This is a genomic window from Chitinophaga parva, from assembly GCF_003071345.1.
In the GTDB taxonomy this organism is placed as follows: Bacteria; Bacteroidota; Bacteroidia; order Chitinophagales; family Chitinophagaceae; genus Chitinophaga; species Chitinophaga parva.
The window spans coordinates 833,390-849,285 of record NZ_QCYK01000002.1; the positions used below are offsets into that span (position 1 = coordinate 833,390).

The 15,896-nt window shown below is 54.9% G+C and carries 10 protein-coding genes; 9 read left to right on the top strand and 1 reads right to left on the bottom strand.

What is annotated here, in order from left to right:
• Window positions 1-84: 84 nt before the first annotated feature.
• From DCC81_RS13830 to DCC81_RS13845, 4 genes are read left to right on the top strand one after another with little or no spacing between them, the layout of a single operon-like run.
• Entirely contained in the window at window positions 85-2,445 is a 2,361-nt protein-coding gene (locus tag DCC81_RS13830) for a glycoside hydrolase family 127 protein (protein WP_108687209.1), read from the top strand.
• Window positions 2,446-2,454: 9 nt separating this feature from the next.
• On the top strand, window positions 2,455-4,557 hold the full coding sequence (locus DCC81_RS13835; protein WP_108687210.1) for a S9 family peptidase: 2,103 nt from the start codon (window positions 2,455-2,457) through the stop codon (window positions 4,555-4,557).
• A gap of 20 nt (window positions 4,558-4,577) precedes the next feature.
• Window positions 4,578-6,296: a DUF885 family protein gene (locus DCC81_RS13840; RefSeq protein WP_108687211.1), complete on the top strand. Its 1,719-nt coding sequence runs from the start codon at window positions 4,578-4,580 to the stop codon at window positions 6,294-6,296.
• A gap of 12 nt (window positions 6,297-6,308) precedes the next feature.
• The gene (locus DCC81_RS13845) at window positions 6,309-7,559 is read left to right on the top strand and encodes an NAD(P)/FAD-dependent oxidoreductase (RefSeq protein ID WP_108687212.1); all 1,251 of its coding nucleotides are present in this window, start codon (window positions 6,309-6,311) and stop codon (window positions 7,557-7,559) included.
• A gap of 57 nt (window positions 7,560-7,616) precedes the next feature.
• Here the strand turns inward: DCC81_RS13845 and DCC81_RS13850 are convergent, their stop codons facing one another.
• Window positions 7,617-8,516, bottom strand: a complete 900-nt coding sequence (locus DCC81_RS13850; RefSeq protein ID WP_108687213.1) for an AraC family transcriptional regulator — start codon at window positions 8,514-8,516, stop codon at window positions 7,617-7,619.
• Window positions 8,517-8,769: 253 nt separating this feature from the next.
• Between DCC81_RS13850 and DCC81_RS13855 the strand changes: the two genes are divergently transcribed.
• From DCC81_RS13855 to DCC81_RS13875, 5 genes are read left to right on the top strand one after another with little or no spacing between them, the layout of a single operon-like run.
• On the top strand, window positions 8,770-9,696 hold the full coding sequence (locus DCC81_RS13855) for a dihydrodipicolinate synthase family protein (protein WP_108687214.1): 927 nt from the start codon (window positions 8,770-8,772) through the stop codon (window positions 9,694-9,696).
• 15 nt (window positions 9,697-9,711) lie between these two features.
• Window positions 9,712-11,181 carry an aldehyde dehydrogenase (NADP(+)) gene (locus DCC81_RS13860; RefSeq protein ID WP_108687215.1) on the top strand — a complete coding sequence of 490 codons (1,470 nt, stop codon included), beginning with the start codon at window positions 9,712-9,714 and terminating at the stop codon, window positions 11,179-11,181.
• Between the two features lie 9 nt (window positions 11,182-11,190).
• Entirely contained in the window at window positions 11,191-12,192 is a 1,002-nt protein-coding gene (locus tag DCC81_RS13865; protein ID WP_108687216.1) for a 4-hydroxyproline epimerase, read from the top strand.
• Between the two features lie 54 nt (window positions 12,193-12,246).
• Window positions 12,247-14,436 carry a glycoside hydrolase family 27 protein gene (locus DCC81_RS13870; protein WP_108687217.1) on the top strand — a complete coding sequence of 730 codons (2,190 nt, stop codon included), beginning with the start codon at window positions 12,247-12,249 and terminating at the stop codon, window positions 14,434-14,436.
• A 29-nt stretch (window positions 14,437-14,465) separates the two neighbouring features.
• A complete protein-coding gene (locus tag DCC81_RS13875; RefSeq protein WP_108687218.1) occupies window positions 14,466-15,890 on the top strand; it encodes an APC family permease in 1,425 nt (474 codons plus the stop codon).
• Window positions 15,891-15,896: the final 6 nt, after the last annotated feature.

The following is a 15,896-nucleotide window of genomic DNA, read 5'->3' on the forward strand; positions in this document are numbered from 1 at the left end:
AAAATCCGTATACAGGTGGCTAAAATCCGCTAACGAATTGCCCGCATATTTTTTCAATATTACAATTGAAATGAACTACTTGTAATGAAACGTTTAGCAATCATACTTTCCCTGGCCTGCTTATGGGCCGTAAACAGCACCGCACAATCTTACGCACCACAGAAAACGGATGCCAAATTTAAAGTGAAGCCCGTGGTAGGCATGCAGGCTTATGCTTTTGACCTGCATGATGTAAAGCTGCTGGGCAGCGGTCCTTTCCGGAATGCGATGGACAAGGATTCTGCGTACCTGCTCCGCATTGACCCGGACCGTTTGCTGGCCCGCTTTTATGAACATGCAGGCCTGCCCACAAAGGGGGAGGCGTATGGAGGCTGGGAAAGCTCCGGCTTAAGTGGGCACACACTGGGGCATTATCTTTCCGCTTGCTCCATGATGTATGTTTCTACCGGCAATAAAGCGTTTAAGGACAAGGTGGATTACCTCGTGGCCCAGCTGGCCCGCTGCCAGGAAGCCCGCAAAACGGGCTATGTAGGCGGCATCCCGGAAGAAGATTCCATCTTTGGTAAAGTAGCGCGTGGCCAGATCAGGACCGGCGGCTTTGACCTGAACGGGGGCTGGTCGCCCTGGTACACGGTGCACAAGATCATGGCAGGCCTGCTGGACGCCTACCTGTATACGGATAACCAGCAGGCGCTGAAAGTGGACATTGGCCTGGCCGACTGGACCGCCGCTACCCTGAAAAACCTGGACACGGCACAGTTACAACGCATGTTAAAATGTGAGTATGGTGGCATGAATGATGTGCTGGCAAACATTTACAGCATTACCGGCAACAAAAAATACCTGGACCTTTCTTACAAATTCTATGATGATTTTGTAATGAAACCGCTGTCTGAAAAAATAGATCCCATGACCGGCAAGCACTCTAACACCAATGTGCCCAAGGCCATTGGGAGCGCCCGCCAGTACGAACTGACCGGCAATAAAGGTGACAGCACCATTGCAGATTTTTTCTGGGATATCATGGTGCACCAGCGCACCTACGTGATAGGTGGTAACAGCAACTATGAATACTGCGGCGCACCGGGCAAGCTCAATGACGCGCTGAGCGATAATACCTGCGAAACGTGCAATACCTACAACATGCTCAAGCTGACCCGCCACCTCTTTTGCTGGCAGCCCTCCGGTAAGCTGGCAGACTTTTACGAGCGTGCGCTGTACAATCACATCCTCGCTTCGCAAAACCCTGAAACCGGCATGATGTGCTACTTTGTACCGCTGCGCATGGGTACCCGTAAAGAATTCAGTGATCCGTTCAATACCTTTACCTGCTGCGTAGGCAGCGGTATGGAAAACCACTCCAAGTACAGCGAGGCCATTTACTTCCAGGGCAGGGATGGTAGCCTGTATGTAAACCTGTTCATCGGTTCTGCGCTGAACTGGAAGGACAAGGGCATACAAGTGATCCAAAACACGGAATATCCCGCCAGGCCGGAAACCCATCTTGCCATTAAAACCAGCAAACCCACTGCGTTTGCACTGCGCATCCGCCATCCCTGGTGGGCAAAGCAGGGCATGACGGTGAAGGTGAACGGCAAAGAGGTGAAAGATGCAAAAGAAGAAAACGGTTACCTCGTGATCAACCGTAAGTGGAACAACCTGGACAAAATAGATGTGAACTTCCCGATGGCGCTGTATTCTGAGCCCATGCCGGACAATCCTAACCGCATTGCATTGCTGTATGGCCCCGTGGTACTGGCCGGCCAGCTGGGCGATACCATGCCGGACCCTGTGTACGGCACGCCGGTATTGCTCACCGATAACCATGATGTGAACAGCTGGGCCAAACAAAACGGCAGCAACCCGCTGGTGTTTAACCTGAAAAATGTGGGTAAGCCTTTTGACGTAACCCTGCAACCGTTCTATGCTACGTACAACCGTTATTACAACGTGTACTGGGATTACTTCACCAATGAGGAATGGACCAGCCGCGAAAAAGAATACGAAGCAGAAAAGAAACGCGCACAGGAAATAGAACGGGCTACCATAGACGTGATGCGCCTGGGTGAAATGCAGCCGGAACGTGATCACAACCTGCACGCTTCTGAAAAGTCCTACACCGGCGATGCACTGGGCCGCACCAGCCGCGAGGCCCGCGATGGTGGCTTCTTCTCCTTTGACATGAAAGTAGATCCGTCCGTGCCCAATGCGGTACTGGCCACTTACATCGGGGATGATAAGCGCGGCAGTTTCGAGATCTTCGTGGACGATGTGAAAATAGGCAGCCAGGAACTGACCGGCGGTGCCACCGGTAAATTTTATGACGTTGAATACCCCATCCCTGCCAGCCTGATTGCCGGCAAAACTAAAGTGGTAGTGAAGTTCCAGGGACTGCCCGGTAAAACCGCGGGCCGTGTGTTTGGTTGCCGCATTATTCGCAAATAAAGATCAACTATGAAGCGATTACTATGCTTACTGCTGGGATGTGCCGGCTTGCACGCCGCCGCCCAGCAGCCTTACAATCCCACGCATGCAGAAGAAGTGCAGCGTTATAAAGATGCTGCAAAACTGGATAGCCTGGCTAAGGACAAAGTGTTCAACACCAGCGTGCACCCCCACTGGCTGGCCGGCGGGCAGCAGTTCTGGTATGTGAAGGAAGGCGCCAACAAATCAAGGTCCTTCCGCCTGGTAGATGTAGTGAAGCGCACCAATGTGCTCCTCCGGGATACTGCCGGCCTGGCGCCGGACACCGCGCAACATCCGCACCTGACGGAGCATGCAGACCGCTGGCGCTGGTTTGAAACAGACAGCGTATCGCCAGACCGGGAGCATGTGGCTTACATTAAGGATGGCAATGTGTATGTGCGCGCCCTGCATGGGGAAGAACAAGTGCAGCAATTCACCAGGGACGGGAGTGATGACGTGCCTTACGGCGCACTGGCATGGTCGCCGGACGGCAAATACCTGGTGGGCTACCACATCCATCCCGTGCGGGATTCCAGCATTTACTACGTGCTGTCGTCCGTGCCCAATACCACCCGTGGTGTGCTGAAGTCACAGCCATACAAACAACCCGGTGACCCTTTCACCACCTACGAGATGCATCTCTTTACCCTGGCCGATGGGAAAGACCGCAAGGTGAATACGGAGATCATTGATTTCTTTGATGCGCCGGTACTGCATTGGCGCAAAGGCGATCCCAATATTTTCCTGTATGAGAAAGTAGACCGCGGGCACCAGCGTTTCCGTATCATAGAAGTGAATGCGGCTACCGCCGGTACCCGCACCATCCTGGATGAACAGACCAAAACTTTCATTTACGAGAACCGCCTGTACACAGCATACCTGCCCAATACCAACGAGATTATCTGGATTTCGGAAAAAGATGGCTGGAACCACATTTACCTGGTAGACGGTATTACCGGCCGGGTAAAGCAGCAGGTTACGAAAGGCCACTACGTGGTGAAGGGTATTGACAGCATAGACCAGAAGAAAAGGGAGATCTGGTTCGCCGCCAGCGGCATGAGCCCCGGGGAAGATCCTTACTTTGGACATGCCTACCGCATTGGGTTTGACGGGCAGCATCTCGTGGCGCTGACACCGGCAGCAGGCAACCACCGCATCCAGTATTCACCGGATAAGAAGTATTACCTGGATACGTATTCACAGGTGAATGTAGCACCGGTAACGGAGCTGCGCCGCATCAGCGATGGTAAGTTATTGCTGCAGGTGGAGCGGGCTGATACCACTGCGTTTGCGGCCCTGCACATTCCCCTGCCCACACCTTTTGTGGCCAAGGGGCGCGATGGGGTGACCGATATCTATGGCATCATGTGCGTGCCTTCCCGGTTTGACAGCACCCAACAATATCCCATCATTGAAAACATTTATGCCGGCCCGCAGGATGCTTTTGTACCCAAGAGCTACCTGCCCTGGTCGGAGATGCAAAGCCTGGCGGAGCTGGGCTTCATCGTGGTACAGGTGGATGGTATGGGCACGGCCAACCGTTCCAAGGCATTTCACGATGTGTGCTGGAAAAACCTGGCAGATGCCGGCTTCCCGGACCGTATCCTGTGGATGAAAGCACTGGCACGCAAGTATAAGTTTGCAGACAGCACCCGCATAGGCGTGTATGGTACTTCTGCCGGTGGGCAGAATGCAGCCGGCGCTGTGCTCTGGCACCCTGAGTTTTACAAAGCGGCCGTGGCGGCCTGTGGCTGTCATGATAACCGGATCGACAAGCAATGGTGGAATGAGCAATGGATGGGCTATCCCGTGGATAAACATTACGGGGAACAATCCAACATTACCAATGCCGCTAAATTGCAGGGCAGCCTGTTACTGATCGTGGGAGAGCATGATGAGAACGTGCCGCCGGAATCTACCTACCGTTTTGCAGATGCGCTCATCAAGGCCAACAAAGCCTTTGACCTGCTCACCGTACCCGGTATGGGGCACAGTGACGGCGGGCCTTTTGGACGGCAACGCAAGCGTGATTTCTTTGTACAACACCTGTTTAAGATCCTGCCGCCGGACCGTAATGCCGGCGAGCTGTAAATCAACCTAAAATCTACCTTATGCAACGCAGCCTGTGGATGCTGATACTGAGTTGTGGCCTGGGCCTTGCCGCCCATGCACAAAGCAGTGACCTGTATGAACAAACCAGTGAAGTCAATAACCTGATGGTGCAGTTTCGTGCGGACTATGGTAACCTGGACCGCTTTTACATGATAGAGGCTTCACCAGACCGGATGACCCGCCTGCAGGACATCGTGAAGAGCTACCTGGGGAAGGTGCAGGAACTGCCTTATGCGCAGTATAATACCGGCACCAAAGTGGATTACCAGTTGTTCCTGCGCCAGCTGCAATCCATGCAGTTCAACCTGCAAAAGGAGCAGCAGGAGATCCATTCCGTGGCAGCATGGTTTCCGTTTGCAGATACCATCTACCAGGCGGAGCGCAGCCGGCGCCGCGGTACCCGGCCTGATGCGCAGGCCATGGCGCTGGATTTCAGCCGTATCACCCGCAGCATCGATACGTTGAAAGCGCGGCTGGACAGCAGCAGGCAAACTTTCACGCCGGCACAATTGCGCCGTAGCCAGGCCATTACGGGCGGGCTGCAGGATGCACTGAAAAGTGTGTATGAATTTTACAACGGGTACGATCCGCTGTTCAGCTGGTGGATCCCCGAGCCTTATAAAAAACTGACAGCTTCCCTGGAGGCCTATGGCAAAGCGTTTAAGGAAAAGCGGGCTGCCATGCCGGGACAGCAGGATGATGGCAGTGGTATCGTTGGTCACCCCATTGGCCGGGAAGAACTGATCCGCCAGTTACAGGTGGAAATGATAGATTACACACCGGAAGAACTGGTGGATATTGCCAACAAGGAATTTAAATGGTGCGATGCGGAGATGCTGAAAGCTTCCCGTGAAATGGGTTTTGGCGATAACTGGAAAGCCGCGCTGGAAAAGGTGAAGAACAGTTATGTGCCCGCCGGTGAGCAACCGGAGGCCATGATGAAGCTGTACAACGAATCGGTGGACTTTCTCAAATCACACGACCTGGTAACCATTCCTCCACTGGCGGAAGAAACCTGGCGCATGATCATGATGACGCCGGAACGCCAGCTGGTGAACCCTTTCTTTACCGGCGGGGAAGAATTCAGCATCTCCTATCCCGTAAGTGGTATGAGTGAAGCGGATAAGCTGATGAGCATGCGTGGTAACAACCCGCATTTCTCCAGGGCCACGGTGCACCATGAATTGCTGGCGGGCCATGCCCTGCAGGAATTCAGCACCAACCGTTATAAGACCTACCGCCACTTTGAAACCCCTTTCTGGATTGAAGGCTGGTCCTTATATTGGGAAATGCAATTGTGGGACCTGAAGTTCCCGGCCTCCCCGGAAGACCGGGTGGGGATGCTGTTCTGGCGCATGCACCGCTGCGCACGCATTATTTTTTCCCTCAACTACCACCTGGGCCGCTGGACGCCCCAGCAATGTATTGACTTCCTGGTAGACCGTGTGGGCCATGAGCGCGCCAATGCCGTGGGAGAGGTGAGGAGATCCTTTGTGGGCGGCTATTCCCCGCTGTACCAGGTGGCCTACATGATAGGGGGGCTGGAATTTACAGCACTGAAAAAGGAACTGGTGGATAGTGGCAAGATGACGGCCAGGCAATACCATGATGCCGTACTGCATGAAAACATGATGCCCGTGGAAATGCTGCGGGCCATCCTGGAACATAAGGATATACCGAAAGACTATAAGACCAACTGGCGTTTTTACAATCTCTGATAAAATACACGCATGAAAAATATTGTGATCATTGGCGGTGGCGTGATAGGCTTGAGCAGCGCGCTGTACCTGCGGCAGGCCGGCCATGAAGTGACGGTGCTGGATAAAAACGATTTCACGGACAACTGTTCCTATGGCAACGCGGGGTATGTGTGTCCCAGCCATTTCATTCCATTGGCAGCGCCTGGCATTGTGGCCCAGGGGCTCAAATGGATGTTCAACCCCCTGAGCCCATTTTACGTGAAACCCTCCCTGAGCAACGCTTTGCTGGGATGGGGCCTGCGCTTTATGCGCAGTGCCAACCGGAAAAATGTGGAGCAGGCAGGGGTGCCCCTGCGCGATATTGCACTGCTCAGCGCCCGGGAATACACCCAATGGGAGCAGCTGCCCGGCTTTAGTTTCGACTACGAGCGCAAAGGCATGCTGGAGATCTTTCAAACGGAAGGAAATGCGGAACATGCCCACCATACGGTGGCGCAGGCAAAAGCACTGGGGCTGGATACGGAGCTGGTGAACAAAGAAGAATTACAGGCACTGGAGCCCCATGCGAAAGTGAATGCCCTGGGTGCTATTTACTTCAAGTGCGACGGGCACCTGTGGCCCAATAAGCTGATGGAACAGCTGAAGGCCTACCTGCAGGCGCAAGGCGTTACGCTGCGTGCATACCAGGAAGTGAAAAATATTGCCGCGCAAAACGGGCGTATTACAAAAGTGATCACACAAGACAGTGAGTATAGCGCAGATGAAGTAGTGCTGGCAGCAGGTGCCTGGAGCCGGGAACTGGCGCAGGTTTGCGGGGCCGGTATTCCGCTCATGCCGGGCCGTGGTTATTCCGTGACCCTGGATGATTTCCCGGTGAAAGTAAACCACCCGGCCGTGCTGGTAGAAGGCCGCGCAGCCATTACGCCACTGGGTGCCGGCAGCCTGCGTTTGGGCGGCACCATGGAAGTAGTGCCCACGCATACACCGCCTAACTATAAGCGGGTGCAGGGCATTGTAAACACGGTGAACGATTTCTTCCCGGATTTTAACATTGCCCTGCCCTCGGAAGATAAGATGTGGTATGGCTACCGGCCCTGCTCTGCAGATGGCATTCCGTACATAGGCCGTGGTGGAAAATATGGAAACCTGGTGATTGCTACGGGCCATTCCATGCTGGGCCTCAGCCTGGGCGCGGCTACCGGGAAACTGGTGTCGGAAGTGATTGATAACAGGCCCACGGCCATCGATCTAAAGCCTTTTGACCCTAACCGTTTTCAATAACTTGCGAGATAGATTATAAATTGCAACGGCCGCGCCTTTCCAGGTGTGGCCGTTTTTTTATGGCTCCGGTGCAAAGGACGTTTCCACGTGGTGGAAATAATGATCCACATATTCTCCCGGTGCTTTCCCCGTCACGGTCTTAAACACCCGGTTAAAATTCGTCACACTATTGAACCCACAGGAATACGCAATATTGGCAATGCTCTCATAACTCCCCGCGGTAAGCTGCTTGCATGCCTCATTGATCCGCACTTCATTTAAGAACGAAATAAACGTATGCCGCGTGTGCTTTTTGAAATACCGGCAAAAGGCCTGGGGCGTCATGTGCGCGCGTTTGGCCACATCTTCCAGCGTAAGCGGTTCTTCATAGTGCTGCATGATGTAGTTATAAATGCTGCCAATGCGCACGCCCTCATGTTCATTCGGGATATTGCTCTGCACCCCGGCGCCCAGTGACACCAGGTCCTTGATATTATACAGGGATTGCAACAGCTCCAGGAAACAGATCATCTTCACGGCCCCGCTGGTATCACGGATTCTTAACATTTTTTGCGAGATGTCCGCCACCTGCGATTGGGGCAGTTTAAAGCCTCCTTTGTGCTGGTGCATAAAAGCCTTAATGCCTTTAGTATCCTGCAGTTCAAAGAGGGGGGCCAGCGGGCCCACGGGGTTAAAGAAGAGCATCATGGCGTGGATCTTCTTTTTACTCCGGGGTAAAAAATAAGAAGGATCGCTCTTGAACACATGAGGCTGGTTGTCCGAGATCCAGAAAATTTCATTGCCCCGGAAGGTATGCATGTTGTTATCGGCCACCAGGGTTCCTTCACCCTGCTGCACCCAGGTGAGCTGGATCTCGTTGTGCCGGTGCAGGTGCGGGTAAAAATGCGGCAATACATCGCGCTGCACGATAATATTCTTCTCGTGGGCAACAGGAATCGTGAACTGCAGGACTCTCATACATCGCAAGTTACAGGTGTGAGTGAAAATGGTTGATGCACTAAAAATAATAATTGTTTAATTGACAATTGTTATTTTTCTGTAGATTTCCGGAAAATAAGTAAAAAAAACTGGAGGCGTAGGGTATACGCTAAGTTTTGACAGGCAGGTGGCGGAAGAAAATTTTCAAGTAGGTTAATATCCGGCTATAATTGATTAAAAACCGCGACGATGCTCCCTGTGCGCCCGCTTATTTTTGGAGAAAAAACTGAATATGGCAATTGTATGGAAAGGCGTATTTCCCGCGCTGACGACGAAATTCACCGCCGGTGACCAACTGGACCAGGCGCTTTTTGAAAGCAACCTCCGCGCGCAGCTGGATGCCGGGGTGGAAGGTATTATCCTGGGTGGCTCCCTCGGGGAAGCCAGCGTGCTGGAAACCGCGGAAAAAGAAGTGCTCGTGAAATCCGCTGTGAACGTGGCTGCCGGCAAGGTGCCCGTGGTGCTCAATATTGCAGAGGGATCTACCAGGGAAGCGCTCCGCCAGGCCGCACTGGCCAAGCAGTGGGGCGCCAAAGGCCTCATGCTGCTGCCGCCCATGCGCTACAAGAGCGACCACCGCGAAACCGTGGCCTACTTTAAGACCATTGCCGCCTCCACAGACCTGCCCATTATGATCTACAACAACCCGGTGGACTACAAGATCGAAGTGACCCTGCAGATGTTTGAAGAACTGGCGGAAGTAGAAAACATCCAGGCGGTGAAAGAATCTACCCGCGACGTGTCTAACGTAACGCGCATGATCAACACCTTTGGCGACCGCTTTAAGATCCTGTGCGGCGTAGACACCCTGGCCATGGAAGAAATGCTGATGGGCGCCGTGGGCTGGGTAGGTGGCCTGGTGTGTGCTTTCCCCGCAGAAACGGTAGCCGTATACAAACTGGTGAAAGCGGGTAAAATTGAAGAAGCGCTGAAGATCTACCGCTGGTTCCTGCCCCTGCTGGAGCTGGATATCCATCCCAAGCTGGTGCAGTACATTAAACTGGCAGAAGCGGAAGCCGGCCTGGGTAGTGAGCACGTGCGCGCGCCCCGCCTGGTGCTGGAAGGCGAAGAAAGAACGCAGGTGCTGGACGTGATCCGCGAAGCGCTGCGTACCCGTCCCGCACTGCCGGAGTACAAAACACTGGCAGTGGCCCTGTAAGTAAAAATAACACGCATGCAACAAGAGCAGATAGACCACGTGCTGCAACAAGCTAATGCAGCATTTCTTACGTACAAAAATATCCCGGCCGTGCAGCGGGCTTCCTTCCTGGAAGCCATTGCTGCGGGGCTGGATGCCGCTAAGCCCGCACTGGTGCCGGTGGCCATGGAAGAATCGCACCTGCCGGAAGCCCGGCTGAACGGGGAAGTGGGCCGCACCAGTGGCCAGCTGCGCCTGTTTGCCGCCCTTATCCGCGAGGGTAGTTGGGTAGAAGCCGCCATAGACACGGCTTTGCCAGACCGTGTGCCTGCACGCCCGGACATCCGCAAACTGCTCATTCCCATGGGGCCGGTGGTGGTGTTTGGCGCCAGCAATTTTCCCTTTGCCTTTTCCACTGCCGGCGGTGATACCGCCAGTGCACTGGCGGCAGGCTGCCCGGTAGTGATCAAAGGCCATCCCGCCCATCCGCAAACTTCCCGGCGCGTGTTTGCCATCATGGAGCACGCCGCCGTTGCTACCGGCATGCCGGCGCACGTAGTGCAGCATGTGGAAGGTGGCAATGCAGCAGGCGAGGCGCTGGTAAAGCACCCGCTTACCGCTGCCGTGGGCTTCACCGGCTCCCTGCAAGGGGGCAAGGCGCTGCTGCAATATGCATCGGAAAGAAAACGCAACATACCCGTGTTTGCAGAAATGAGCAGCGTGAACCCGGTAGTGCTCCTGCCGGATGCACTGCAGGAAAACGCGGAACAACTGGCGCAAACCTATGCCGGTTCCATCACCCTGGGCATGGGCCAGTTCTGTACCAATCCCGGTATCCTGCTGGGTATTGAAAGCGAAGGCCTGCAGCGGTTTTCCCGCACACTGGGCGAGGCCATTGCGCAGGTGGCGCCCCAGCCCATGCTGCACGAGGGCATCTGCGCTGCTTATGCCAAAGGCCTGCAGGAAAAATTATTGCAGCCCGGCATCAACCTGCTGCATGCCCCGGCGGACCGTAAAGGCAAGCTGGATGCCCAACCTGCGGTGGTAAGCGTGCAGGCGGATACGTTCCTGCAGCAACCGTCCCTGCACGAAGAACTGTTTGGCCCCTTCTCCATGCTGGTGGTTTGTAAAGACAAGGCACAACTGCTGGAGACCCTCCGCGCGCTGGAAGGGCAGCTCACTACCACGGTAATGGCTACACGTAAAGACCTGGACGCACATGCAGATGTGCTGGCGTTACAAACGTCCCTGGCCGGCCGCCTGGTGCTCAATAGTGTGCCTACCGGTGTGGAGGTATGCGCTGCCATGGTGCATGGTGGCCCTTTCCCGGCCACCAGCGACAGCCGGTTCACTTCCGTGGGCAGCACTGCCATCAGGCGCTGGGTGCGGCCCTTCTGCTTCCAGGGATTGCCGGATGAACTGCTGCCGCCCGCTTTGCAAAATGCTAATCCTGAAAATATTCTTCGCCTCGTGGACAATGTGTACACCCGCGATGCCATCGTATAAACGTGATCCATGAAGAAAACTTTTTTTTGTGTAGATGCCCACACCTGCGGTAATCCCGTGAGGCTGGTGGCCGGCGGAGGGCCGGTGTTGCAGGGCAACAGCATGCTGGAAAAACGCGCGCATTTCCTGCAGGAATACGACTGGATCCGCAAGGGCCTGATGTTTGAACCGCGGGGGCATGATATGATGAGCGGCAGCATCCTTTACCCGCCGCATGACCCGGCGAATGATGTGGCAGTGCTCTTCATTGAAACCAGCGGCTGCCTGCCCATGTGCGGGCATGGTACCATTGGCACCATCACTATTGCCATTGAAGAAGGCCTCATTGTACCTAAAACACCCGGTGTGGTGCGTATGGAAGCGCCCGCGGGCCTGGTGCACATCACGTACAGGCAGGAAGGCAAAAAGGTGAAATCCGTGCAACTGACCAATGTAGCTTCTTTCCTGCACTCGGAAAACCTGCCGGTGGAATGCCCGGACCTGGGCCCGCTGCATGTGGATGTAAGCTATGGTGGCAACTTCTACGCCATCGTGGATGTGCAGCCTAATTTCAAAGGCATAGAACATTATGCAGCAGACCAGTTGATTGCCTGGAGCCGGGAATTGCGCAAGCGCATTAATGCGGCTTACACTTTTGTACACCCGGATCATCCGCAGATCAATGGCTGCTCCCATATCCTGTGGACCGGCGCCGTGCTGGACCCCACGTCTACCGCGCGCAATGCCGTGTTCTACGGCGATAAAGCCATAGACCGTTCCCCCTGCGGTACCGGCACCTCCGCGCGCATGGCGCAGTGGTATGCCAAGGGCCAGCTGCAGCCGGGGGATGCGTTCATCCATGAAAGTATTATCGGTTCCAAGTTCATAGGCCGCATTGCCGAAACGCTGACGGTAGGCGGCCACCCGGCTATCCGCCCCTCAATTGAAGGATGGGCACGGGTATACGGGTATAACACCATCAGCATAGATCCCGAAGATGATCCGTATGCATACGGGTTCCAGGTGATCTGACCTTGCTGCCTTTTTGTATTGTAGCCATTCTAAAGCCAAAACATTATCAACCAGATGAAGTGGTGCCCGTTGCTCATATGCCTGTTTTTGCTGCACCTTTCCACGCGGGCCCAGCACCCGCACGCTGTTTTCCTGCAAACCGCAACATTCACCACCGGCGACGATCCCCGCTGGGCACAACCAGACTTTGATGATGCCGCCTGGAAACAACAGCAAGTGGGTAAGACCTGGCAGGAGCAGGGCTTTGAGGGCTACCATGGTTTTGCATGGTACCGCATTCATATTATCATTCCTTCCAGCCTGCGCCAGCAGGGCTTCTGGAAAGACAGCCTGCGTATTTTCCTGGCACATGTAAATGACGTGGATGCCACTTATCTCAATGGAAAGAAGATAGGGCAGACCGGCGGCTTCCCGGAAGATGCGGGCGGTTATCAAAGCAAGTGGCCCGCGGTACGGGAATACCACCTGGCGCTGAATGATCCCGCTATCCACTGGGATGCGGATAACGTGATTGCCGTGCGCGACTACGATGGTGGCGGCACCGGCGGCATCTTCATGGGCCAGCCTTATATAGACCTGCTGGAAAAAACAGACGGGTTGCAGATCAGCGGTGGCGCGGGTGCCGCGCTTACGCTGGTGAACACCTTCAATACGCCCGTAAGCGGTACCCTTGCATACACCATTACAGACGAGGTACAACATATTACCGTGCGCAGTAAAACAGCTATGGTACAACTGCCGCCTTTCGGACAACGTAGCATCCACATGGAGGTGCCAAACCGCCAGGGCATTGTATGCAGCTACCGGTTCACCGCGGATGGCAGCGGCCTGCAACTGCAACATACACAGGCATTCCCCTACATCCTTACGCCGGCGGCACCGCAGCAGCCGCGGATCAACGGGGCAAAGATCTTTGGTGCCAGGCCGGGTGCGCCGCTACTCTGGCGGGTGGCAGCAACCGGCGCTGCACCATTGCACTACCAGGTGGCCGGCCTGCCGGAAGGCCTGCAGGTGGATGCCATCACTGGTATAATAACGGGAACGGCTATACGCCGTGGTACCTACAAATTGGTGGCCACGGTGCAAAACAGGCTGGGCAAAACCAGCGCCCCGCTTACGCTCCATATAGGCGATACCCTTGCTTACACCCCCACCATGGGCTGGAACAGCTGGAACTGCTGGGGCCTGAGTGTAAGTGACGAAAAAGTGAAAAGCTCTGCCCAGGCCATGCTGGACAAAGGACTGGCAGCCCACGGGTGGACCTACATCAATATAGACGATGGCTGGGAAGCGCCCCAACGTGCGGCGGATAGCAGCATAGTGCCCAACAGTAAATTCCCGGATATGCAAGGCCTGGGACAGTGGCTGCACGAACGGGGGTTGAAATTCGGCATTTACTCCAGCCCCGGTCCCCTTACCTGTGGCGGCTTCCTGGGCTCTTATAAAAATGAGCAAAAGGATGCAGACAGTTACGCTGCCTGGGGCGTGGATTATCTGAAATACGACTGGTGCAGCTACGATGGCATAGCCGGCAATGATACCACCCTGGAAACCTTTATAAAGCCTTACCGCGTAATGCAGCAGGCTTTACGCCACCATCACCGCGACATCATTTACAGCCTTTGCCAGTACGGTATGAAGGAGGTCTGGAAATGGGGCCAGCAGGTGGACGCGCAGTCGTGGCGCACCACGGAAGATATTGAAGATACCTGGGAAAGCCTGCTGCGCATAGGTTTCAGCCAATACAAACTGCACACCTATGCAGGCCCCGGCCACTGGAACGACCCGGATATGATGATCGTAGGCCAGGTGGGCTGGGGAGAACACCTGCATCCATCCCGGCTTACACCGGATGAGCAATATACCCACGTGAGCCTCTGGTGCCTGCAATCCGCCCCCCTGCTCATTGGCTGCGACCTCTCCAAACTGGATGCCTTTACCCTTAACCTGCTTACCAATGATGAGGTGCTGGCACTGGACCAGGACCCGCTGGGCGCTCCTGCAGAACGCGTGCTGGCCACCGCTCAGGAACAGGTATGGGTAAAAAAACTGGCAGATGGCAGCCGTGCCGTAGGCATTTTTAACATGGACACTACGTACCGTGATATTACAATAGACTGGAAGGCCCTGGGACTGGAAGCCTGGGCCCACACCCGCAACGCCTGGACACAGACCAACATCCCAAGACCGGCTCACAGCGTGATACCGCCGCATGGCGTATTGCTGTTGCATTGCAGCCGCTGATCGTTATCTTTTTTAACCCGTGTAATTCAATGGAAACAACAACATCTTTCAAACGGTCACTGGGCCTGCTGGATGCCACCATGATCGTGGCGGGCTCCATGATAGGCAGCGGTATTTTTATTGTGAGCGCGGATATCACGCGCAACGTGGGCGGTGCCGGCTGGCTTACCCTGGTGTGGGTGCTCACCGGCTTACTAACACTTACGGCTGCACTGAGTTATGGAGAACTGAGCAGCATGTTTCCCAAAGCCGGGGGGCAGTATGTTTACCTCAAAGAAGCATTTGGCCCGCTCACGGGCTTCCTGTATGGATGGAGTTTTTTCATGGTGATCCAGACCGGCTCCATCGCCGCGGTGGGCGTAGCTTTCTCCAAGTTTGCCGCTTACCTCTTCCCCGCACTGAGTGATAAGAATATGTTGCTTGACCTGGGTTTCGTTCATTTTTCCGTAGCCCAGCTTACCAGTATTTTGCTGGTGGTGTTGCTCACCTATATTAATTCCCGTGGCGTAAAAGAAGGGAAAGTGATACAGACCGTTTTTACACTGGTAAAGCTGGCCGCCCTGTTTGGCCTCATCGTGTGTGGCCTGGTCAAGGCCATGGGCAACAGCCACTGGAGCGATAACTGGCAAAACGCTTTCCATTTCCAGCAGCTCACTGCACCGGGCAAAGTGGCTTCCTACAGCGGGCTGGCCTTTGCAGGCGCCATTGCCGCCAGCATGGTGGGAAGCCTTTTCAGCAGCGATTCCTGGAATAACGTAACCTTTATTGCCGGCGAGATCAAGCGCCCGGAACGCAATATTGGCCTCAGCCTTTTTTATGGTACCCTCATCGTTACCACCATTTACCTCCTGGCCAATTTTATGTACCTGGCCGTGCTGCCCCTGCAGGAGATTGCCTTTGCAGATAATGACCGGGTAGGCGTGGCCGCGAGCCAGCATATTTTTGGCAGCAGTGGTACAGACATTATCGCGGTGATGCTGATGATCTCTACGTTTGGCTGCAACAATGGCCTCATCCTTTCCGGCGCCCGGGTGTGCTATACGATGGCAAAGGATGGATTGTTCTTTAAAGGGATAGGCCGGCTGAATAAGAATGGCGTACCCGGACGTGCCTTGTGGCTGCAAGGTGTATGGGCCTGCATACTCTGTACCAGCGGGCATTACGGCGAGTTGCTGGAGTACGTGATCTTCGTGGTATTGCTGTTTTACATCCTTACCATCATCGGCATTTTCCGCCTGCGCCGCACACAGCCCCAGCTGGAACGGCCTTACAAAGCCTTTGGTTACCCGGTACTGCCGGCCATTTATATTATCGCGGCCACCTGCATCTGTGTGTTGCTGCTCATCTACCGGCCCATGTTCACCTGGCCAGGACTGGGCCTGGTACTGGCCGGCGTGCCGGTGTACTACCTCACCTGGGGAAAGAAGGCCCGCCAGGTACTGGTGACTGCTTAACGGATT